The organism is Cupriavidus sp. 05N38 (assembly GCF_056397345.1).
In genome coordinates, this window is sequence record NZ_JBFTNF010000042.1 from 38,794 (window position 1) to 60,437 (window position 21,644).

At 68.1% G+C, this 21,644-nt stretch carries 18 protein-coding genes; 6 read left to right on the forward strand and 12 right to left on the reverse strand.

Annotated features, from left to right (window positions below; genetic code table 11):
* Nucleotides 1-323: 323 nt before the first annotated feature.
* From AC1DK4_RS26665 to AC1DK4_RS26690, 6 genes are all read right to left on the reverse strand, one after another.
* On the reverse strand, nt 324-1,877 hold the full coding sequence (locus AC1DK4_RS26665; RefSeq protein ID WP_441618728.1) for a malonate--CoA ligase: 1,554 nt from the start codon (nt 1,875-1,877) through the stop codon (nt 324-326).
* Between the two features lie 132 nt (nt 1,878-2,009).
* On the reverse strand, nt 2,010-2,792 hold the full coding sequence (locus tag AC1DK4_RS26670) for an enoyl-CoA hydratase/isomerase family protein (RefSeq protein WP_441618687.1): 783 nt from the start codon (nt 2,790-2,792) through the stop codon (nt 2,010-2,012).
* A gap of 28 nt (nt 2,793-2,820) precedes the next feature.
* Complete coding sequence (locus AC1DK4_RS26675) at nt 2,821-3,807, reverse strand: Bug family tripartite tricarboxylate transporter substrate binding protein (protein WP_441643597.1); 987 nt, start codon at nt 3,805-3,807, stop codon at nt 2,821-2,823.
* A gap of 114 nt (nt 3,808-3,921) precedes the next feature.
* On the reverse strand, nt 3,922-5,412 hold the full coding sequence (locus AC1DK4_RS26680) for a malonyl-CoA decarboxylase domain-containing protein (protein ID WP_441618690.1): 1,491 nt from the start codon (nt 5,410-5,412) through the stop codon (nt 3,922-3,924).
* Between the two features lie 29 nt (nt 5,413-5,441).
* Nucleotides 5,442-6,233, reverse strand: coding sequence for a GntR family transcriptional regulator (locus AC1DK4_RS26685; protein ID WP_441618692.1), 792 nt, complete (start codon nt 6,231-6,233; stop codon nt 5,442-5,444).
* A gap of 295 nt (nt 6,234-6,528) precedes the next feature.
* On the reverse strand, nt 6,529-7,701 hold the full coding sequence (locus tag AC1DK4_RS26690) for a CaiB/BaiF CoA transferase family protein (RefSeq protein WP_441618693.1): 1,173 nt from the start codon (nt 7,699-7,701) through the stop codon (nt 6,529-6,531).
* Between the two features lie 176 nt (nt 7,702-7,877).
* Here AC1DK4_RS26690 and AC1DK4_RS26695 point away from each other — a divergent pair, with 176 nt between their 5' ends.
* Nucleotides 7,878-8,864 carry a LysR substrate-binding domain-containing protein gene (locus AC1DK4_RS26695; protein WP_441618695.1) on the forward strand — a complete coding sequence of 329 codons (987 nt, stop codon included), beginning with the start codon at nt 7,878-7,880 and terminating at the stop codon, nt 8,862-8,864.
* Nucleotides 8,865-9,029: 165 nt separating this feature from the next.
* The gene (locus AC1DK4_RS26700; RefSeq protein ID WP_441618697.1) at nt 9,030-10,004 is read left to right on the forward strand and encodes a Bug family tripartite tricarboxylate transporter substrate binding protein; all 975 of its coding nucleotides are present in this window, start codon (nt 9,030-9,032) and stop codon (nt 10,002-10,004) included.
* A 27-nt stretch (nt 10,005-10,031) separates the two neighbouring features.
* On the opposite strand, the gene AC1DK4_RS26705 is transcribed toward AC1DK4_RS26700, so the two are convergent.
* The 3 genes from AC1DK4_RS26705 to AC1DK4_RS26715 form a co-directional block, all read right to left on the reverse strand.
* Nucleotides 10,032-11,879, reverse strand: coding sequence for a cytochrome P450 (locus AC1DK4_RS26705; protein ID WP_441618699.1), 1,848 nt, complete (start codon nt 11,877-11,879; stop codon nt 10,032-10,034).
* Nucleotides 11,880-12,152: 273 nt separating this feature from the next.
* Complete coding sequence (gene lgt, locus AC1DK4_RS26710) at nt 12,153-12,965, reverse strand: prolipoprotein diacylglyceryl transferase (RefSeq protein ID WP_441618700.1); 813 nt, start codon at nt 12,963-12,965, stop codon at nt 12,153-12,155.
* A 63-nt stretch (nt 12,966-13,028) separates the two neighbouring features.
* Complete coding sequence (locus AC1DK4_RS26715; RefSeq protein ID WP_441618702.1) at nt 13,029-14,003, reverse strand: LysR family transcriptional regulator; 975 nt, start codon at nt 14,001-14,003, stop codon at nt 13,029-13,031.
* A 164-nt stretch (nt 14,004-14,167) separates the two neighbouring features.
* Between AC1DK4_RS26715 and ilvD the strand changes: the two genes are divergently transcribed.
* Nucleotides 14,168-15,841 carry a dihydroxy-acid dehydratase gene (gene ilvD, locus AC1DK4_RS26720; protein ID WP_441618704.1) on the forward strand — a complete coding sequence of 558 codons (1,674 nt, stop codon included), beginning with the start codon at nt 14,168-14,170 and terminating at the stop codon, nt 15,839-15,841.
* 130 nt (nt 15,842-15,971) lie between these two features.
* Here ilvD and AC1DK4_RS26725 read toward each other — a convergent pair whose 3' ends face one another.
* From AC1DK4_RS26725 to AC1DK4_RS26735, 3 genes are all read right to left on the reverse strand, one after another.
* Nucleotides 15,972-16,565 (reverse strand): hypothetical protein, encoded by a 594-nt coding sequence (locus tag AC1DK4_RS26725; protein WP_441618706.1) that lies wholly within the window; start codon nt 16,563-16,565, stop codon nt 15,972-15,974.
* Complete coding sequence (locus AC1DK4_RS26730) at nt 16,562-17,005, reverse strand: DNA polymerase III subunit chi (RefSeq protein WP_441618708.1); 444 nt, start codon at nt 17,003-17,005, stop codon at nt 16,562-16,564. The genes AC1DK4_RS26725 and AC1DK4_RS26730 overlap by 4 nt, the downstream gene beginning before the upstream one ends.
* A gap of 73 nt (nt 17,006-17,078) precedes the next feature.
* Nucleotides 17,079-18,629: a leucyl aminopeptidase gene (locus tag AC1DK4_RS26735; protein WP_441618710.1), complete on the reverse strand. Its 1,551-nt coding sequence runs from the start codon at nt 18,627-18,629 to the stop codon at nt 17,079-17,081.
* Nucleotides 18,630-18,765: 136 nt separating this feature from the next.
* Here AC1DK4_RS26735 and lptF point away from each other — a divergent pair, with 136 nt between their 5' ends.
* From lptF to AC1DK4_RS26750, 3 genes are read left to right on the forward strand one after another with little or no spacing between them, the layout of a single operon-like run.
* Nucleotides 18,766-19,887 carry an LPS export ABC transporter permease LptF gene (lptF, locus tag AC1DK4_RS26740; RefSeq protein WP_441618712.1) on the forward strand — a complete coding sequence of 374 codons (1,122 nt, stop codon included), beginning with the start codon at nt 18,766-18,768 and terminating at the stop codon, nt 19,885-19,887.
* Nucleotides 19,884-21,038, forward strand: a complete 1,155-nt coding sequence (lptG, locus tag AC1DK4_RS26745; RefSeq protein ID WP_441618714.1) for an LPS export ABC transporter permease LptG — start codon at nt 19,884-19,886, stop codon at nt 21,036-21,038. Before lptF ends, lptG begins: the two co-directional genes overlap by 4 nt.
* Nucleotides 21,039-21,047: 9 nt before the next feature.
* Nucleotides 21,048-21,437: a sirohydrochlorin chelatase gene (locus tag AC1DK4_RS26750; RefSeq protein WP_441618716.1), complete on the forward strand. Its 390-nt coding sequence runs from the start codon at nt 21,048-21,050 to the stop codon at nt 21,435-21,437.
* Nucleotides 21,438-21,644: the final 207 nt, after the last annotated feature.

A 21,644-nucleotide genomic window follows, 5' to 3' on the forward strand; every position in this document is an offset into this window, starting at 1 on the left:
AGCCGTAACGTGAAACGGCCACCTTCGGGATGGCACCGCGGCCAGCGCCGGTAGCGCCAGCAGTCCAGCCGAAGCCACGAGACCCACCACGAAACCAGCCTCAGACGAGAAGTCTGAGCGCCCAGCCCTCTGCAAGAGTCGCTTTCTTTTGGTTACTTTTCTTTTCGAGAAAAGAAAAGTGACACTTACATGTGTGCGAACGGGCTACCAAGCCCGCGCCGCTAGGCCCACAGCCGCGAGCACACTCTCACGCCTCTGAATGGCCAATCGAGCCCAAGCCGCCAGGCCCACAGACGTCCGAGAACGAAGCCAAAAGCACCCCCTTAACCCCCCCCAAACTGCACCCGCAACAAATTCTTCTGCACCTTCCCCATCGTATTGCGCGGCAGTTCATCGACGAGGTGCACCCGCTTGGGCACCTTGAAATTCGCGATGCGTCCCTTGAGCGAGCCGATCAGGCTGGACTCATCCAGCGCCGAGCCGGGCTTGCCCACCACCACGGCCACCACGGCCTCGCCGAAATCCGCGTGCGGCACGCCGATCACGGCGCTCTCCGCCACGCCGGGCATTTCGTCGATGAAGCTCTCGATCTCCTTCGGGTAGACGTTGTAGCCGCCGGAGATGATGAGGTCCTTGCTGCGGCCGACGATGGTCAGGTAGTCCTCGGGCACCTTGCGCTCGCCGGCCTGGCCGGCGATGGCGCCGCCGAAGCGGCCCACGTCGCCGGTCTTGAACCAGCCGTCGGCGGTGAATTCTTCCCTGGTCTTCTCGGGCATGCGCCAGTAGCCCTTGAACACGTTCGGGCCGCGCACTTCCACATTGCCGATCTCGCCGGACGCGCAGGGCTTGCCCTCGCCGTCGAACACGCGCACCTCGACGCCAGGCAGCGGCTTGCCGACGGTGCCGCCGATGCGCTCGCCGCCATCCGCCTCGTACGGATTGGAGACCAGCATCACCGTCTCGCTCATGCCATAGCGCTCCAGGATGGTATGGCCGGTGCGCTCGCGGAAGGCATCGAAGGTTTCCATCAGCAGCGGCGCCGAGCCGGATACGAACAGGCGCATGCGGCGGCAGGTGTCGTCGTCGAAGCGCGGCTCCTGCAGCATGCGCACGTAGTACGTGGGCACGCCCATCATCACCGTCGAGCGCGGCAGGAATTTCAGCACCTGCGCCATGTCGAGCCTGGGCGCCCAGATCATCTTGGCGCCGGCCAGCAGCGCGCCGTGCGAGGCCACGAACAGGCCGTGCACGTGGAAGATCGGCAGCATGTGCAGCAGCACGTCGTCGCTGCGCCAGCCCCAGTATTCGTGCAGCGTCTTCGCGTTCGATGCGAGGTTGCCGTGCGTGAGCATGGCCCCCTTGCTGCGGCCCGTGGTGCCCGAGGTGTACAGGATGGCGGCGAGATCGTCGGCACCGCGCGCCACCGTGCCAAAGGTGTCCGGCTTGGCGGCGGCACGCGCCAGCAGCGAGCCCGAGCGGTCATCGTCCAGCGTGAACACATGCCTGGTGCCGTGGCGGAACGCAACCTTGGAAACCCAGCCGAAGTTGGCGCTGCTGCACACCACCACCGCCGGCTCGGCGTTGCCGATGAAGTAGTCGATCTCGGCTTCCTGGTAGGCGGTGTTGAGGGGCAGGTAGACATAGCCGGCGCGCAGCGTGGCGAGGTACAGGAACAGCGCCTCGGGCGATTTTTCCACTTGCACCGCCACGCGCGCACCCTCGGGCAGCTTGAGCGAGGTCAGCAGGTTGGCCAGCTTGGCGGTGGCGCGATCGAGATCGTCCCAGCTGTAGTAGAGGCCATCGTGGGTTTCGATGCAGCAGGCGCTGCGGTCCGCCGGGAAGCGGGATTCGAACAGGGCGAACAGGTTAGCGTTCATGTTGCGGAAGATGTAGAACGGGATCGTCAATAACATTGGCAATCGATAGCCGAGGGCCAGGGCCGATAGCTCGAAAGATCAATGAAGCAAGATGAATGGGGAAATCAACAGCCGGCCATGATAGAGCCGCGGCTAGTGCCCGGTAAAGCGCGGCGCGCGGCGGGCCAGGAAAGCGGCCACGCCTTCGGCGTGGTCGGCGCTGTCGCCATAGCGAAAGTGCGCTTCCAGCTCCTGCGGGCCCAGCGGCGCCGGGGCGGGCGCGAGGCGCCGGATGCTCTCCTTGTTGATGCGCGCGGCCAGCGGCGCGCCGGCGGCGATGCGCGCGGCCGTTGCCGTCACTTCCCCGGCCAGCGCGGCAGCCGGCACCACGCGCGTAAGCAAGCCTTTCTCGCGTGCCTCGGCGGCATCGAACACCCGCCCTTCGAGCAGGATCTCCAGGGTCGTCGCGCGGCCGGCCAGCGCCAGCAGGCCGGTCAGTTCGCCCGGCGCCATCGGAAAACCGAGCCGGTTGATGGGCACGCCGAAACGGCTGTCGTCGGCGGCGATGCGCAGGTCGCAGTGGCAGGCGATCTCCAGTCCGCCGCCCACGCAAACCCCTTCGATCATCGCCACCGTGGGATGGACGCAGCCCGCGATGGCGGCCAGCGCCGGCGCGATCACCTCCACGTGATAGCGGCGCAGCGCGGCGGCATCGCCGCGCTCCTGCGGAAACTCGGCAATGTCGGCGCCGGCGGCAAAGTTGCCGTGCGCGCCGCGCACCACCACGCAGCGCACCGAGTCGTCCGCCGACAGGCCCGCGAAACCCTGCGCCAGCGCGCGCCACATCGCTACCGAGATCGCATTGAGCTTGCCTGCGTTCGCCAGCGTGACGGTGGCGACATCGCCGTCGCGCGTGAACTCCACCGTGCCGCTCATGCCCGTGCTCCAGCCATCGCCGTCCCCATCAGTCGATCTTGGCGCCGGACTGCTGCACCACCTGGGCCCAGCGCTTGATCTCGGCGCGCTGGAACTGGGCAAACTGTTCCTGCGTGTAGGCCGGCGTATCGGAGCCGTTGGCCAGCCAGATCTGCTTCATCTCGGGCGTGTTGAGCGCCTTCTCCACTTCGGCGTAGAGCCTGTCGACGATGTCCTTCGGCGTACCCTTGGGCACCCAGATCGCGTACCAGGTGGAGACATCGTAGTTGGGCACGCCGGCTTCGGCGGCGGTCGGCACGTTGGGGAAGGCGGCCGAGCGCTTGTTCGATGCGACCGCCAGCGCCTTGATGCGGCCGGCGCGGATATGCTGGGCCGACGAGCCCAGGCCGTCGAACACCAGGTCGACCTGGCCGGCGATCAGGTCCGACAAGGCCGGGCCCGCTCCCTTGTAGGGAATATGCGTGATGAAGGTCTTGGTCTGCAGCTTGAACAGCTCGCCCGCCAGGTGGTGGGAGGAGCCGTTGCCGGCCGAGCCGTAGTTGAGCTTGCCGGGATTCTTCTTGGCGTCGGCGATCAGTTCGCCCAGCGTGTTGGCCGAGACCTTGGTCGGGTTCACCACCACCACCTGCGGCGGCTGCGCGATCACCGTGACGGGAATGAAGTCCTTCTCGATGTCGTAGTCGAGCTTCTTGTAGAAGGACGGCGCGATCGCATGATGGGCGCCGCCGATGAAGACCGTGTAGCCGTCCGGCGCGGCCTTCGCCGCGATGCTCGCGCCCACCGTGCCGCCGGCGCCGCCCCGGTTGTCGATCACGAACTGCTTGCCCAGCTGCTTGGAGAGCTGCGCGGTCAGCGGGCGGGCGAAGGCATCGGTGCCGCCGCCGGCCGGGAAAGGCACGATCACGGTGATCGGCTTGGACGGCCAGGTATCGGCCTGCGCCGCGGACGCGGCCACGCCAAGGCTCGCGCCCAGTGCGCAGGCCAGCCCTGCCAGTTGGAACTGACGACGATTCATTGCTCTGTCTCCTCTCTCTTCTGCTGCGGAAAGTCAAACGATAGAACTGCGAAAAACTGCGGGGAAGTGCTGGATGGCCCGACGAAGAAAACCTTGTTCACGACCTGACCAGGGTCACAACAGCTTGCCGACGGATCTGCTGATGCGCGGGTTGCCATTGCCAAGGCGAGCTAGATTGTCGTCGAGCGCCTCGGGCACGTAAAGGTAATTCACCATCATGCCGCACGACTGCGCGCGGCCCTTGCGCGAGAGGTCGGCGGCCCAGTTCAGGCGCTCCACGCAGGCGCCGTTGCCAAGGTGGAAGCGCGCCACGGGATCTGCCGGCAATGCCTGGTGGCGCTCGCGCACCAGGAAATGCGCGGCCAGCGCCAGCGCGGTATCGCGCTGCACCGCATCCTCCCTGGCGTGCTTGCCATCCACGGACTGCGCGGCGTCGGCGTCCGCTCCGGGCGCCAGCGCCGCCAGCCAGCCGGCGCCGTCCGCCGGCGGCTCGCCGTGGCGCTCGCGCCAGCGCGCCAGGCGTTTGTCGCCCAGCACCTTGGCCACCGCCGCGCCGTCGCGCTTGCGCAGCCAGTCGGCAAAGCCGGGAATCGGCGACAAGGTGGCAAACTGCTTGAGCTTGGGAAACTCGCGCTGCAGTTCCTCGATCACGCGCTTGAGCAGGAAGTTGCCGAAGCTCACGCCGCACAGCCCCGCCTGCGTATTGGAGATCGAATAGAAGATGGCCCATTTCACGCGGCGCAGGTCTTCCACCGGCGCGGCTTCGTCAAGCAGCGCATGCACGTTGGCCGCCATCTCGGGCACGAAGGCCACCTCGACGAAGATCAGCGGCTCGCGCGGAATGCGCGGGTGGAAGAAGGCGTAGCAGCGGCGGTCGGAATCGAGCCGGTTGCGCAGGTCGGCCCACGAGGAGATCTCGTGCACCGCCTCGTAGCGGATCAGTTTCTCCAGCAGCGAGGCCGGCGAGTCCCAGGTGATCGGCTGCAACTCCAGCAGCCCCACGTCGAACCAGTTGGAGAACAATGCCTCGAGATCGTCGTCGAGCGGGCGCAGGCCCGGCATGCGCTTGTGCCAGCGCAGCATGTCGGCGCGCAGGCCGATCAGGAAATGCAGCCCGCACACGCTGGCGTCCTGCTGCTGCCCGTGCAAGGCGGCCAGCCGCTTGAAGAAGCGGATGCGCGCATTGGACAGCGCCTGCGACAAGCCCGACGCGGCGCCGGCATTGCCGCCGGCCTCGCCGGCCTCGCTGCCGCTGGCGGCCACTTCGGCCAGCACGCCGAGCATGGCCTGCCGCGCCTCGTCGCCCGCCGCCTCGTACTCCGCGCGCCACGACTGCGCGGCGGCATTGGCGGCGCCATCGGTCAGGCGCGCGTCGAAGCACTGGCGCAGCTGCTCGCGCTGCCGGCGCAGCACGCGCGCCGGCAGCGCCGCCGGGGTGGCACCGGTCCTGGCGTCGGCCCTGGCGCCTGGCTTGGCGTTGCCCGCGGTATCGCGATCGCCCTTGCGGCCCCACCAGCGGCCGAAGCGCGACAACAGGGTTTCGCCCGAAGGCTCGGGACCGGCAAGAGGCGCACTGACTTTCTGTTCGCTGCTGAGGGCATCCATGGCGTACCTGCTATCGAACTGTCAAATGGTCAGACTTCGGGGGATCGGGCGATGGCAGGCTTGCCCGGCACCGCATCGGCGATGCCGGCCGCATCCTTGCCGGCAAGGCGCAAGCCGCCGCGACGCGACGCGCCGGCCGCGGCCGGTTCGGCCGGCGCGGTGCCGGCCTGCTGCTCCGCCACGTCGAGCGCCCTGAGCGCGCCGCGCTGGCGCAGCAGATGGGTCTTCATCAGCGCCTCCGCGCCCTCGGAGTCGTGCGCCTTGAGCGCCGAGAACACCGACAGGTGCTCGGCGCAGGACTCGCGGATGCGGCCAGGCAGCTTCAGGCTCTTGTGGCGCGACAGCCGCAGCACCTTGCGCAAGTCGCTGATCAGGCCGGACAGCCAGCGGTTGCCCGCCAGCCTCTGGATCGCTTCGTGGATCTGGTAGTTGGTTTCGTAGTAGGCGTCGATATTGCCGGCCTGCGCGTATTGCGCCAGCTCGGCGTGGAGACTTTCGAGCGCCTCCAGGTCGGCGGCGCCGGCATTGCGTGCGGCCTCGAAGGCGCAGCGCCCTTCCAGCAGCGCCATCAGCGGGAAGATTTCGTCGAGATCCTGCTCGGACAGCGCATTGACGAAGCAGCCGCGGCGTGGTTCCAGCCGCACCAGGCCCTCGGCCGCCAGCACCTTGAGCGCTTCGCGCATCGGCGTGCGCGAGATCCCCATCGATTCGGCCACGCTGGCCTCGTCGATCCACGCGCCGGGCATCAGCGCATGCTCGTCGATCATGGTGCGCAGGCGCTCCGCGACTTCGAGATACAGGGCCTGCTGGATGATGCGCATGAAACGCTCCGGCGGGAAAAGGGCGATGGCATCGGGGTCACGGCAACGCCATGCGTGGCGGGGCTCAGCCGTCCCAATAATTCATAATTATGAATAATAGGGGCGTGAAGACAACAAAAATCGATGTTGCATAGCCGCATGCAGGATAGGCTTCGTCAGCGGAGGGATCGACGGCCGGGCGCCGGCCCCTCGGCCGCGGGTGCCACCGCGCACTCGAAATCGACGAAGACCGCATCCAGGCCCGGACCGGCCGCGCGGCCGATGCGCGCCGGCCCCTCGCCGGCAGCGGGCGCGCTCAGACCGCGCCCGCGCCCTGCAGCGCCTGCACCTGGCCGGGGGTCCAGCCCAGTTCAGCCAGCACGGCGGCGGTGTGCTCGCCAACCGCCGGCACCGGGTCCATGCGTGCATCCTGCGTGCCGGGCGGCAGCAGCGCGGGCACCGGGCCCGCGGGCGTGGCGACCTGGCGCCAGCGCTGGCGCGCCGCAAGCTGCGGATGCGCCCAGACATCGGCCATGGTGTTGACCCGCGCATTGGCGATGCCGGCCGCATCGAGGCGCGCCGTGACCTGCTCGGCGCTCAGCGCGGCGAAGGCCTGTATGATGCGCGCGCGCAGCGCGGCACGGTTCGCGCTGCGCCGGGTGTTGTCGGCATAGTCGGCATGCGTGGCGAGCGCGGGATCCTCCAGCACGCGCTGGCAGAACGTACTCCATTCGCGCTCGTTCTGCAGGCCCAGCATCACGGTCTTGCCGTCGCCGGTGGGGAACGGGCCATAGGGATAGATGGTGGCATGCGCGGCACCGGCGCGCGCAGGCGGCTCGGCGCCATCGAACGCGTAGTAGAGCGGAAAGCCCATCCACTCCACGGTGGATTCCAGCATCGAGATATCGATGCGCTTGCCGCGACCGGTCTGGCCGCGCTCGATCAGCGCCGCCAGGATATTGCTGTAGGCATACATGCCGGCCGCGATATCGGCCACCGAGGCGCCGGCCTTGGCGCCTTCCTCCGGCGTGCCGGTCACCGAGACAAAGCCCGATTCGCTCTGCACCAGCAGGTCGTATGCCTTCTTGTCGCGGTAGGGGCCGTCGGCGCCATAGCCCGAGATATCGCAGACGATCAGGCGCGGGAAGCGCGCGCTCAGCGCCTGGTAGTCGAGCCCGAGCCGCGCCGCCGCGCCCGGCGCCAGGTTTTGCACCAGCACGTCGGCGCGCGCCAGCAGTGCATCCAGCACCGGCGCGGCGAGCGCATGCTTGACGTCCAGCGTCACGCTTTCCTTGGAGCGGTTGGTCCACACGAAATGCGAGGACAATCCGCGCACGCGGCCATCGTAGGCGCGCGCGAAATCGCCCGTGCCGGGGCGCTCGATCTTGATCACGCGCGCGCCGAGGTCGGCCAGCTGGCGGGTGCAGAATGGCGCGGCGATCGCCTGCTCCAGGGAAACAACGGTGATGCCTTGCAGCGGTTGGGACATGGCTGGATGCGTGGGTGCGCTGGTACGTGGATGAATGCCGGCGCGCGAACATGCGAACCCGGCCGGCCAGCCCACAATCTAGCCTTGGCTGCGCCCCTTGGGAAATAGGGAATGCCGAGGCGGCCATAAGTGGAATGAATACCTCACACCCGTAACGCAGAAGCAAGGGACACCCGATGGATATCCGCTCCATGCGCTACTTCGTAGCCATCGTCGACCATGGCAGCCTGACCCGCGCGGCCGAAGTGGCGTGCGTGGCGCAGCCCGCGCTGAGCCAGCAACTGGCCGCGCTCGAGGCAGAGTACGGCGTGCCGCTGGTGCACCGCGGCCCCAAGGGCGTCAAGCCCACCGAAGCCGGCAAGACCCTGTACCGGCACGCGCGCACCATCCTCAAGCAGGTGGAGAGCGCCGGGGCCGACGTGCGGGCTGCGGGCGCCGAAGTCACCGGCGCGGTCGCCATCGGCCTGCCTACCACCGCCGCCGCGGCCTTTGGCATGCCGCTGATCAGGGCGGTGCGGGCGCGCTATCCGCAGGTGCGCCTGCAACTGTTCGAAAGCATGAGCGGCTACATCTCGGAGCTGCTCAACAACAACCGGCTCGACTTCGCCATCCTGTTCCGCGACACCGCCTCCCGCGCGGTCGAGCCGGAGATGCTGGCGAGCGAAGCGCTGTACCTGGTCGGTACCCCGCCCGGGCCCGCCGGACCGGTGCAAGGCGCCGCCGGCAGCGGCCGCCGTCCGGCACGCACGCGCCGCGACACCATCGCGCTCAGACAACTGGCCGGCGTGCCGCTGGTCCTGCCGAGCGGCTCGCAGGGCTTGCGCGAGGTGATCGAACGCAGCTTCGCGCAGGCAGGCCTCGCGCTGAACGTGGTGGCCGATCTGGATTCCCTGCCCTTCCTGCTGGCCTGCGCGCGCGAAGGGCTGGCCTGCACCATCCTGCCGGCCTCGGCGGTGGACCCCGGCGACGCCGCCATGCCCACGCGCCTGATCGTGCCCGAACTGCGCCGCACGCTGTCGCTGTGCTGGCCGCGCGCGCTGCCGCGCACGCGCGCGGCGCAAGCCGTGGCGGAGATCCTGCGCGAGATCGTCGACGCGCGCATCGCCCAGGGCGGCTCGCTCAAGCTCGCGCCGGGCACCTTTGAGCCAGGCGTGCCGGAATAAATAAAACTTATGGCGGTAGTCGGCGATTGAATTTCCCCGGCACATTCCCCTGATGTAGAGTCGTTGCCAGCAAAGGCAAGGCGCAGCCGTCAGCCCTGCGAAGCGAAAAGCAGAACGCAGAAGGCAGAGGCAGGCGCGCCGCCATCACAACAATGAGGAGACACCATGCAACGCACCCGCCATGTCCTGGCCGGCATCGCCGCGGCGATTTCGCTGTTCGCCGGCACTGCCGCGCAAGCCGAGGGCTACCCTGCCAAACCCATCCAGATGATCGTGCCCCAGGCCCCGGGCGGCACCAACGACATCGTCGCGCGCCTGGTCGCGGCCGACCTGTCGCAGCGCCTGGGCCAGCAGGTGGTGGTGGAAAACCGCCCCGGCGCGGGCGGCAATATCGGTACGCAGGCGGCCGCGCGCTCGGCGCCGGACGGCTACACCCTGCTGATGACCATCAGCAGCACCCAGGCCATCAATCCCTCGTTGTACCGGCAGGTGCCGTTCGACCCGGTGCGCGATTTCGAGCCGATCTCGCCGGTGGCGAGCGTGCCCAATGTGCTGGTGGCCAATCCCGCCTTCCCCGCCAGGACCCTGCCCGAGCTGATCAGCATGGCCAAGGCCAAGCCCGACTTCTACCGCTATGCCTCGGCCGGCAACGGCACGCTCAACCACCTGCTGGGCGAGATGCTCAACAGCATGGCCGGCATCAAGCTGGAGCACGTGCCCTACAAGGGCGTGGCGCCCGCGCTCAACGACGTGCTCGGCAACCAGGTGCCGCTGGCCTTCGCCAGCCTGCCCTCGGTGCTGGCGCATATCAAGGCCGGCAAGGTGCGCGCGCTCGGCGTCAGTTCGGCCAGGCGCTCGCCGTTCGCGCCGGACATTCCGGCCATCGGCGAGACCGTGCCGGGCTATAGCGGCGACCTCTGGGTCGGCCTGTTCGCGGTCAAGGGCACGCCCAGGGAAGTCACGCAGAAGCTCGCGCAGACCATGCAGGCCGCGCTGGCCGACAAGACCCTGCGCGACAAGCTGGCGGCGCAAGGCGCCGAAGTGCTCTCCGGCACGCCGCAGCAGTTCGCCGCCATGCTCAAGGCCGACCTCGACAAATGGGCGGTGATCGTGAAGAAGTCCGGGGCCCAGGTGGACTGAGCCCCGGCAGCCACGCTGCCGGTCCGGCTAGCGCGCGGACAGCACCACCCGCAGCGCCGTCGGCATCATCGTAAAGACAAAGGCCTCTCCCACCGGCCCAGATCCGGGCGCATGCCTGACGTCAAAGCGCTGGCAGACCATGGAGATGGCCGCCTTGGCCTCCAGCAAGGCGAGGTTGCGCCCCGGACACAAGCGCGGTCCCGAGCCGAACGGCACGAAGCCGCTGCGATGCCGGGCCGCGGCCGCCGTGCCTTGCAGCCAGCGCTCTGGCCGGAACTCGCGGGCGGCGGGGAAATTGCGCTCCTGCAGCACGCCCGGACGGTTCAGCAGCACCAGCAGCGTTCCGCGCGGCACGCGCACGCCGCCGATCTCCACGTCTTCGTTGGGTTCGAGAAAGAAGAACGGCGCCACCGGCTTGAGCCGCAACGATTCGTGCGCGACCGCCTCCACGTACACGAGCCTGGCGGCATCGCCCATGTCTTGCAGGATGTCGGCCTGCCCCAGCACTGCCGCCACTTCCTCCTGCATCCTGCGCTGGACGTCCGCATGGCAGCACATGAAATGCATCATCCAGGCCACCGTGTTGGCGGTCGTATCCTCGCCCGCCACCAGGATCGTGAAGATATTCGCGAACAGCTCCTCGTCATCCAGTGGCGCCTGTCCCGCGGCCTGGGCCACCAGCATCGCTTCCAGGAAGTTGGACGGGCGTCCGGCCAGTTCGGGCGCCTGCGCCAGGCGCTGGCGGGCCGCGGCCACGAACTCGCCGATGGTCTGGCGGATCTCGGCCCTTGCCCGGTCGAAGGCGCGGTCGGCCGGCAGGCGGAGATAGTGCCAGTACGGAAATGGCGCATTGATGCGCCGGTTCACCATCGGCAGGATCTGCTCGAGATGCCGCTGGATGACCTCGCCTTCGCGCTCCAGCGTATTCATGTCGTAGCCGAAGGCCAGTGCGGTCGTCACATCCACCGTGTACAGCATCAGGTCCTGCTGCACGTCGACCGCGCGCCCCTGCGCAGCGGCGGATTCCCAGCGCCGCTGCAGCCTGCGCGTGACCTTGGCCAGCATGGGGAAGAAATCGCGCAGCCGGTGCGCATCGAGCGCCTGCGCCACCGGCCGGCGCTGCCTGCGCCACGCTTCGCCCTCGGCGGCGAACACGCCGAGCGCGCCCATCTCGGAGGCCACCGCCTCGAGCGCGCCGAGGCGACGATAGGTCGCGGGCCTGTCGCGCAGGATCTTGTCGATCCATGCCCCCTCGGCGATCACCAGAGCCGGGCGGTTCATCAGGCGGATGCGGTAAAGCGGGCCAAACTCGTCGCACCACCGCTCGAACACCAGGTGCATCCGCCGCTGCGCCCACAGCAGCTGCAGCGTGCTGCCCAGCAAGGGCAGGCCCTTCGGCCCGGGAAGCGCCGAGAGCGGCCGCGGGCCAGCGCCTGGCGCCGCGGATGGCGGCGCCACCTGCCGGTCAGCCTGCCCGTCCGCCTCCCTGTCTGCCTCCCTGTCTGCCTCCCGGCATTGCCAGGCAAGAACCTCGTCGCGGTCCACGCTGACCCCGCCGTCCTCGACGAAGGCGGCGAACCGCTTCAGGCAGACCCCGGGCTGGTCCACGGCATTTCCCGAGGCGCAGTCGAAGCGCCAGCCGTGCCCGCGGCAGGTCAGCACGCCGTTGTCGATGACGCCCTCGGCCAGCAGCGTGCCCCGGTGCGGGCAGTGCCCCTGGTAGACCGCCGCGCCGCCGCCATGTCCGATCACGACCAGATCCACGCCGTCCACCCGGGCGGGCAGCACGGCATCGTCCCGCAGGTCCGCCGTGGCAGCAAGGCGCACCCGCTTCGCAGACGCCGCCGGTGCCGCCGCCTCACGCGCCATTTCCATCGCTGTCTCCCCTGGCCCCGCCTCGGGCCGGACGGCGTGCGCCGCTGGCCGGGGTGTGGCAGACGGCGCGCCTGAAGGCAAGCATATACACCGCCGGCGGCCCCGCCCAGGGGCCGTTGGCGCGCAAGCCGGAGCCGCCCTGTCGACATCGCGCGGCCATCACATCCGCGCCGTCCACGCCGTCGCAAGCGACGGCTCTTGCCTGGACGAACATGGGGGAGCCCCATGAAAAAAGCGGGCCGAAGCCCGCTTTCTCCAGTCCGCGGCCGGCGCTTACCGCACCTGGGCCCGCGCCGCATCGCCCCGGCGATTGGCCCACACCAGTATCCCCACGCCCGCCAGGATCATCGGCAGGCTGAGCCACTGCCCCATCGAGAAATTCAGCGCCAGCAGGCCGAGGAAGTTGTCCGGCTCGCGCGCGAACTCGGCCAGGAAGCGGAAACCGCCGTAGCCGATCAGGAACACGCCCGAGACCGCGCCCATCGGGCGGGGCTTCCTGGCGAACAGCCACAGGATGATGAACAGCGCCACGCCTTCGCCGGCGAACTGGTACAGCTGCGACGGATGGCGCAGGATGTTGTCGCCGGCCTGCGGGAAGACCATGCCCCACGGCAGGTCGGTGGGCCGGCCCCACAGCTCGCCGTTGATGAAGTTGCCGATGCGCCCGGCCGCCAGGCCGCACGGGATCATCGGCGCGATGAAGTCGGTCACTTCCATCCAGTGCCGGCCGCGCAGCCTGGCGAACAGCCACATCGCCACGATCACGCCGAGAAAGCCGCCGTGGAAGGCCATGCCGCCTTCCCATACCTTGAGGACTTCGAGCGGGTGCGCGAGGTAGTAGTCGGCCTTGTAGAACAGCACGTAGCCCAGCCGCCCGCCCAGGATCACGCCCAGCACGCCGAAGAACAGCATGTCGTCGAGGTCCTTGACGGTCCAGCCTTGCGCGGCGATATGCGGCTGGCGGATGCGCAGGCGGCCGAACCACAGGAACATGATGAAGCCGGCCAGGTACATCAGCCCGTACCAGCGGATGGCGAGCGGACCGAGGTGAATGGCGACCGGGTCGAATTGCGGGTGAATCAGCATGTTTGCCGTGAATTAGGGTTGTAGGTTCGCGCCGCGCACGCGCGGCGCGTGGCCGCGCCAGGATCAGGCGGCGGCCGCGTCCGGCTTTATGCCAGCCTTTTGCGTCACAGTCATGGCAGACGCGAGCGCGCCGGCGATCTCGATGAAGGAGCTCAGCACCGGGCTCACGCTGCCGGCGCCGGCCTCGCGCCAGACCAGCCCGGTCTCGATATCCGGCCCGGCGTCGCGCAACGGCAGGTAGGACACACCGGTGCGGCGAAGGTTGCACAGCGAAGCCGGCACCAGCGCCACCCCCATGCCGGCGGATACCAGGCTGACGATGGTCTGCATCTGGATGGCCTCCTGGGCAATCACCGGCGTCAGGCCTTCGCGCGCATAGCAGCCCGTAATGATGTCATAAAACGCCGGCGCGCTTCTGCGCGGGAAGATGATGAGCGGCTCGCCAGCCGCCTCGCGCAGCGAGATGCCCTGCCCCGCGTCCCTGCCGTCGTGGGCCGCGCCCTGCGCTCGCCAGCCCTGCGGCACGGCCATCACCAGCGGCTCGCGCACCAGTGGCAGGTAGGACACGCCGTGCGGCATGGCCGGCAATTGCGGGCGGATCACCAGGCCGGCGTCGATGGCGCCTTCCATCAGCGCCTCGAGCTGGATATCGCTGGTGGCTTCGCGCAATTGCAACTGCACATTGGGATGGCGCGCGCGGAAGCGCCGCAGCAGGTCCGGCAGGATGCCGTAGTCGGCGGTGCTGACAAAGGCCAGCGAGAGCGTGCCCGCCTCGCCGCGCGCCAGGCGCTGGGCCAGCCCGGGCAGCGCGGCGGCATCGGCCAGCACGCGGCGCACCTCGGGCAGCCATTGCTGGCCCGCGGGGGTGAGCGCCACCGAGCGGCGCGTGCGCAGGAACAGTTGCACGCCGATCTCCTCTTCCAGCGCCTGGATCTGCTGGGACAGCGGCGGCTGGGTCATGGCCAGGCGCCGCGCGGCGCGGCCGAAATGCAACTCTTCCGCCACCGTGACGAAGTACCGCAACTGGCGCAGGTCCAATTGGTCTCCTGATATGTTTTTCGACTCAATAGAGGTTGAATAATATATTTGACACGATAAAACGCAAGCGGCATGCTGTCGCCCACAACATGGCAGGCGCCTGCCCGGCGCTCAGTCAGCTGAGCGGCCCCCGCAGGCCGGCACCCCATCCCCCGGAGATTCCCATGGCATACAACAAACGCTCGCAAAACATCACGCAAGGCGTGGCGCGCTCCCCCAACCGCTCGATGTACTACGCGCTCGGCTACCAGAAGGAAGACTTCGACAAGCCGATGGTGGGCATCGCCAACGGCCACTCGACCATCACGCCGTGCAACTCGGGCCTGCAGCGCCTGGCCGACGCGGCCGTGGCCGCCATCAAGGCCTCCGACGCCAACCCGCAGATCTTCGGCACCCCGACCATCTCCGACGGCATGTCGATGGGCACCGAAGGCATGAAGTACTCGCTGATCTCGCGCGAAGTCATCGCCGACTGCATCGAGACCGCGACGCAGGGCCAGTGGATGGACGGCGTGGTCGTGATCGGCGGCTGCGACAAGAACATGCCGGGCGGCATGATCGCGCTGGCGCGCACCAATGTGCCGGGCATCTATGTCTACGGCGGCACCATCAAGCCGGGCAACTGGAAGGGCAAGGACCTGACCATCGTGTCCTCGTTCGAGGCCGTGGGCGAATTCACCGCCGGCCGCATGAGCGTGGAAGACTTCGAGGGTGTGGAGAAGAACGCCTGCCCGTCGTCCGGTTCGTGCGGCGGCATGTACACCGCCAACACCATGAGCTCCTCGTTCGAGGCGCTGGGCATGTCGCTGCTGTACTCGTCGACCATGGCCAACCCCGACCAGGAAAAGGTCGACAGCGCCGCCGAATCGGCTCGCGTGCTGGTCGAGGCCATCAAGAAGGACATCAAGCCGCGCGACATCATCACGCGCAAGTCGATCGAGAACGCGGTCTCGCTGATCATGGCCACCGGCGGCTCGACCAACGCCGTGCTGCACTACCTGGCGATCGCCCACTCGGCGGAAGTCGAATGGACCATCGACGACTTCGAGCGCATCCGCCGCAAGGTGCCGGTGATCTGCAACCTGAAGCCGTCGGGCCAGTATGTGGCCACTGATCTGCACAAGGCCGGCGGCATCCCGCAGGTCATGAAGATCCTGCTCAAGGCCGGCCTGCTGCACGGCGACTGCCTGACCATCACCGGCCGCACGCTGGCCGAGGAACTGGAAAACGTGTCCGACACCCCGCGTGCCGACCAGGACGTGATCCTGCCGATCGAAAAGGCGCTCTACAAGGAAGGCCACCTCGCCATCCTGAAGGGCAACCTGGCCGAGGAAGGCGCGGTCGCCAAGATCACCGGCCTGAAGAACCCGGTCATCACCGGCCCGGCCCGTGTGTTCGAAGACGAGCAGAGCGCCATGGACGCCATCCTGGCCGACAAGATCAACGCCGGCGACATCCTGGTGCTGCGCTACCTGGGCCCCAAGGGCGGCCCCGGCATGCCCGAGATGCTGGCCCCCACCTCCGCCATCATCGGCAAGGGCCTGGGCGAATCGGTCGGCTTCATCACCGACGGCCGCTTCTCCGGCGGCACCTGGGGCATGGTGGTCGGCCACGTCGCGCCGGAAGCGCACGTGGGCGGCAATATCGCCCTGGTGCAGGAAGGCGACTCGGTCACCATCGACGCGCACAAGCTGCTGCTGCAGCTCAACGTGAGCGACGAAGAACTGGCCAAGCGCCGCGCCAGCTGGAAGCAGCCGGCACCGCGCTACACGCGTGGCGTGCTGGCGAAGTTCGCCAAGCTGGCGTCGACGGCAAGCAAGGGCGCGGTGACGGACTGAGTCCGCGCAGACTGCCCCAGGCCTGAAGAAAAAAGCCCGCGAGAGATCGCGGGCTTTTTTTCGACTTCCGTTTGTTCTGCTCCCCCTGAGTCGGGAGAGTGTAAAACGTCGGGCAATCCGTCGCCCGCGCTCAGACCCCGCCCGGATCCCGTTCGATCTCTTCCAGCGTGGCGTCCAGCCATTCCACCAGCCGCGCCTCCAGCGCCTGCGTCAGCTCGGCGGCCAGCTGCGCGGTCAGCGGGGCCAGCCGCGATTGCAGCGTGGCTTCGGTGTGCGCCTCCACCACCTGCGGCCACTCGGTGCGAAAGCGCATCATCACGCGGGTCAGCAGTTCGCTGCGCACCGCGCGCAGTTCCTCGTCGCTCGGCGGCGCCGGCACGGCAGCATGGCCTGCCGCCGGCGGCAAGCCATGCCAGGCGGAATACGCACCCTCGAGCGCCGACGGGCTGGGCTGGCCCAGCAACGGCACTTCGGGTGCGGGCGTGGCCGCACCGGCTTCGCGCGGCACCACCACATGGGTGGCCGGGCCGGGCCAGGATGGTTCGTGGTCAATATGCGGCTGGGTCGCGCGATCGGCGACGGGGTGCGCGGGCACAGCTTGCGCGGTTTCGGCAGCAGCCTGCCGGGATGCATCGGCGGGAAGGTCGATGACCTCCGTGAGCAGGGGAATGCTGTCGTTGGGCCCGATGCGCGGGATCACGCGCGAGGTGGTGCGTTCGGTCATGCTGCCTCTCCCTTGCCCTGGCTGGCCTGCGCGATATCGTGGTGCGCCAGCGGATAGCCGCGCTCGCGATAGAGGCGGAAGCGCTCGCGCCCGGCGTCGCGGTCGGCGGCTTCGCTGCCCACCACTTCGATCATGCGCTCGAAACTGGCGAACTGCGCGGGCGGCTGCGTATCGAGGTTGATCAGCAACTGGTGGTGCGGCGCCTGGTCCAGCGTGGCGGCCAGCACGATCGGCGTCATCGCGGCTTGCGGGTGATCGACGCCGCAGTGCGGCAGGAAATCCAGCGCGGAGAATGTCCACAGGAGCGCATCGAGCTGCGCCAGCTGCTCCGGCGCGCCATGCACCACCAGCTTCTGGCCGGCGCCGTAGGCCTTGCGGATCAGGCGGCAGGCGTAGCCGAGCTTGTCGGGCACGTTGCTGTGGAAATCGATGCGCGTCATGGTCAAGGGCAATCCTCTTAATGCGGGAGGGGCGGCACGGTCCGGCGCCCGCAGGCACCGGACCGTGCCCGCCTCAGCCTGCGCGGTCCATCAGGAACTGCGCCAGCAGGGGCACCGGACGGCCGGTCGCGCCCTTGGCCGCGCCGCTCTTCCATGCCGTGCCGGCGATGTCCAGGTGGGCCCAGTCGTACTTCTCGGTATAGCGCGCCAGGAAGCAGGCCGCGGTCACGCTGCCGGCCGGGCGGCCGCCGATATTGGCCATGTCGGCGAAGTTGGACTTGAGCTGGTCCTGGTAGTCGTCGTCCAGCGGCATGCGCCAGGCGGTGTCCATGGCCTTGCGGCCCGCCTGCAGCAGCTGGTCGGCCAGGCCGTCGTTGCGCGCGTACAGGCCGCTGTTGACGTGGCCCAGCGCGATGATGCAGGCGCCGGTCAGCGTGGCCACGTCGATCACCGCCGCGGGCTTGAAGCGCTCCACGTAGGTCAGCGCGTCGCACAGGACCAGGCGGCCTTCGGCGTCGGTGTTGAGGATCTCGATGGTCTGGCCGGACATGCTGGTGACCACGTCGCCCGGCTTGGTGGCGTTGCCCGCGGGCATGTTCTCGCAAGTGGGCACCACGGCGATCACGTTCAGCTTGAGGCCCATCTCGGCCACCGCCTGCAGGGTGCCCAGCACGGAAGCCGCGCCGCACATGTCGTACTTCATTTCGTCCATGCCCTCGCCGGGCTTGAGCGAGATGCCGCCGGTATCGAAGGTGATGCCCTTGCCCACCAGCACCACCGGCGCCTGCTTGGCCGAGGCGCCGTCGTAGCGCAGCACGATGAACTGGGGCGGCTCGACCGCGCCCTTGGTCACGGCCAGGAAGGCGCCCATCTTGAGCGCTTCGATCTGCTTGCGGCCCAGCACTTCCACCTTGAGCTTGTGGCGCTTGGCGATGCCGCGCGCGGTGTTGGCCAGGTAGGTGGGCGTGCAGATATTGGAAGGCAGGTTGCCGAGGTCCTTGGTCAGCTCCATGCCGCTGGCGATGGCAGCGCCGCGCACCACAGCCTGGGCCGCTGCCTTGGCGTCGGCCGCATCCACGGTCAGCACCACCTTGCGCAGGCCGGTGGCCTTGTCCTTGCCATTGGCGGCGGCGCCGGCGCGCTTGAGCCCGGGATGGCGCTCCAGCAGGCGGTAGCCCGCCTCGCGGATCAGCGTGACGGTGGTGATCAGGCGCCAGGACAGGTTGGCGGCGTTGCCGGCCTGCTGGGGCGCCTGCTGCTGGGCCAGGCACCACAGCACATTGGACGCACGCGTGCCGGACAAGGCACGCAGCGCGGTGCGCACGGCCTCGGCGAAGGCCTTGTCGTTGAACTCGCCCTCCTTGCCCAGGCCCACCAACAGCACGCGGGCCGCGCCCACGCCGGCCACCTCGTGCAGCATCAGCTGCGTAGCGCGCTTGCCCTCGAAATCGCCGAGCTTGACGAGCCGCGACACCAAGCCCTTGGTGGCCACGTCGAGCGCCTTTGCCACACCGGCCAGGCTCTGTCCTTCAAACAGGCCCACCACGAGGCAATCGGTCTTGGTCGCCAGGAAACCATTTTGGCCAGCTTTGCTCCAATCCAAGGCTTTTGTGCTAAATTCCATCGCGCTTCCTTCCAGGGGCTCGTCCAAAGAAAGCTCCTATTATCCGCGATTTGCCGCCGCCGGTCCGCTATGCTGACTAGCAAGCCCACCGGCGCACCATCGCCCGCGCCGGCCGGCAGCCCGGAACCGACAACGCATGATCTTTCAACAAGCCTTGCGTCGCGAGCTCGCCTACACCGCCGGGGCGGTGTTCCTGGTCATGCTGACCTTCATGCTGACCTCGCTCGTGATCCGCATCCTTGGCATGGCCGCCAATGGCCAGGCCAGCCCGAACGACGTCCTGATGCTGATCGGCCTGGCCACCATCGGCTACCTGTCGATCCTGCTCTCCGCCACGCTGTTCATCTCCACCCTGATCGTGCTCACGCGCTGGTACAAGGATTCGGAGATGGTGGTGTGGTTCTCGGCCGGCATCTCGCTGCGCGACCTGGTCAAGCCCGTGCTGCAGTTCGCCGCGCCGTTCATCGTCATGTCGCTGCTGCTGGGCATGTTCGCGTGGCCGTGGGCCAACCAGCAGAGCGCCCTGTTCCGCGACCGCTTCGAGCAGCGCGGCGTGCTGTCCATGATCGCCGCCGGGCGCTTCATCGAGCCGGCCAAGGGCAACTACGTGCTGTTCATCGAAAGCATCGACGCCGACATGAGCCACGCGCGCAATGTCTTCGTGGCCAGCGCCGAAGCCGGCAAGATCGGCGTGTCGCTGGCCCACCAGGGCCAGTTCCGCACCATGCCCAACGGTGACCGCCTGGTCGTGATGGAAAACGGCCGCCGCTATACCGGCACCCCCGGCAAGCTCGATTACCGCATCGTCGAATTCGACCAGTACGCGGTCAAGGTGGACAACAAACCACCCGAGTCCGACGCCAGCCTGCCCACCAAGAGCCGCGACACCATCGACCTGCTGCGCAACCGCACCAATGAGAACCTGGGCGAATTGCTGTGGCGCATGTCGCTGCCGCTGCTGGCCTTCAACTTCGTGCTGATCGCCATTCCCCTGGCCTACGTCAACCCGCGCCTGGGCCGCTACACGCCGCTGGTGTTCGCGGTGCTGATCTACCTGACCTACAGCAACCTGATCAATCTCTCGCAATCCTGGGTGCGCTCCGGCTCCATCCCCTTCGCCATGGCCTGGTGGCCGTTCCACCTGATCGCCCTGCTGGGCGCGGTGATGCTGTTCCGTTATCGCCAGAACATCAGCCTGGGCGGCTGGCGCGCCGTGCTGGGGCTGCCGCGCAAGGCCGCCAAGGGTGGCCAGGCATGAGGGTATTGCGCGTCTACGAGCGGTATTTCGGCCGCCTGATCTACGGCGTCTTCTCCTTCATCCTGTTCGCCGTGCTGGCGCTGTTCGTGTTCTTCGACATGCTCAGCGAACTGGAAAGCGTGGCCGGGCGCTACACCTCGCTGGTGGCATTTTTCCACGTCATCCTGCAGGCGCCCACGCGCATCTACGAGGTGCTGCCGATCGCGGTGCTGATCAGCGCGATCTACGTGTTCTCGCAGCTGGCCAGCCAGTCCGAGTACACCATCTTCCGCGTGGCCGGCCTCAACACGCGGCAGGCGCTGTTCTCGCTGTTCAAGCTGGCGGTGCCGCTGGCCATCGTCACCTTCATCTTCGGCGAGTTCATCGGCCCCAAGGCCGAGCAGTACGCGCAGAAGGTCAAGCTCGAGGCGCTCGGCGCCACGGTGTCGTCCGGCTTCCGCTCCGGCGTGTGGGTCAAGGACCGCGACCGCGACGCCGGCAAAGGCCACGAGGTCACCCGCTTCGTCAACGTGGCCGGCCTGCGTCCCGACCAGAGCATCACCGGCGTCACCATCTACGAGTTCGACGACCAGTACCGTCTCGGCGTGATCCGCGTGGCCAAGGAAGGCCGCTACCAGGGCAGCCAGTCCTGGCAGCTCAGCGACGTCACCGAGACGCACTTCCTGGAGCTGCCGCGCGGCGAGCCCGGCAAGGCCGATGCCCTGGCCCCGGTCTTCCGCGGCGAGCAGAAGAGCGTGGCTAGCATGACCATGCGCTCGGAACTGACGCCGCAGATCCTGTCGGTGCTGCTGGTCGAGCCGGAGCGCATGTCCACGCTGGACCTGTTCCGCTATATCCGCCACCTGCGCGACAACAAGCAGGACACCCAGCGCTACGAGATCGCCTTCTGGAAGAAGGTGATCTACCCGCTCACGCTGTTCGTCATGGTGGCGCTGGCCCTGCCCTTCGCCTACCTGCACGCGCGGGCCGGCGCGGTGGGCGTGAAGGTGTTCGGCGGCATCATGCTGGGGCTGTCCTTCCACCTGTCCAACACGCTGTTCTCGCACGTGGGCCTGCTCCATACCTGGCCGCCGATCGTCTCGGCGCTGATTCCCGGCACGCTGTACCTGCTGGTGGCGCTTGGCGCTTTGCGCTGGGTGGACCGGCACTAGGCCGCACTCATGAACGCCCCTGCCACTCCCGCCAAGGCACTGGTCCTGTTCGGCCACGGCGCGCGCGACGCGCGCTGGCGCGAGCCGTTCGACCGGTTGCACGCCAAGCTGGCGGCGGCCTTGCCCGACAGCACGGTGCGCCTGGCCTTCCTGGAGCTGATGGCGCCGTCCCTGCCTGACACGCTGGCCGAACTGGCCAACGGCGGCATTGCGGACATCACGGTGGTGCCGGTGTTCTTCGGCCAGGGCGGCCATCTGCGGCGGGATCTGCCGGCATTGCTGGACGATTGCCGGCAGAAGCATCCGGGGGTCGCGATACGCTGCGCGGCTGCCGTGGGTGAGGCGGAGAGTGTGTTGGATGCGATTGTTGGGTATTGCGTGGGGGCGGCGGGGGAGTAAGTTGTGTTGTGTGCTCGCGGCTGTGGGCCTAGCGGCGCGGGCTTGGTAGCCCGTTCGCGCACATGTAAGTGTCACTTTTCTTTTCTCGAAAAGAAAAGTAACCAAAAGAAAGCGATTCTTGCAGAAGGCTGGGCGCTCAGACTTCTCGTCTGAGGCTGGTTTCGTGGTGGGCGCGTTGGCTTTGATTGGGCTGCTGACGCTACCGGC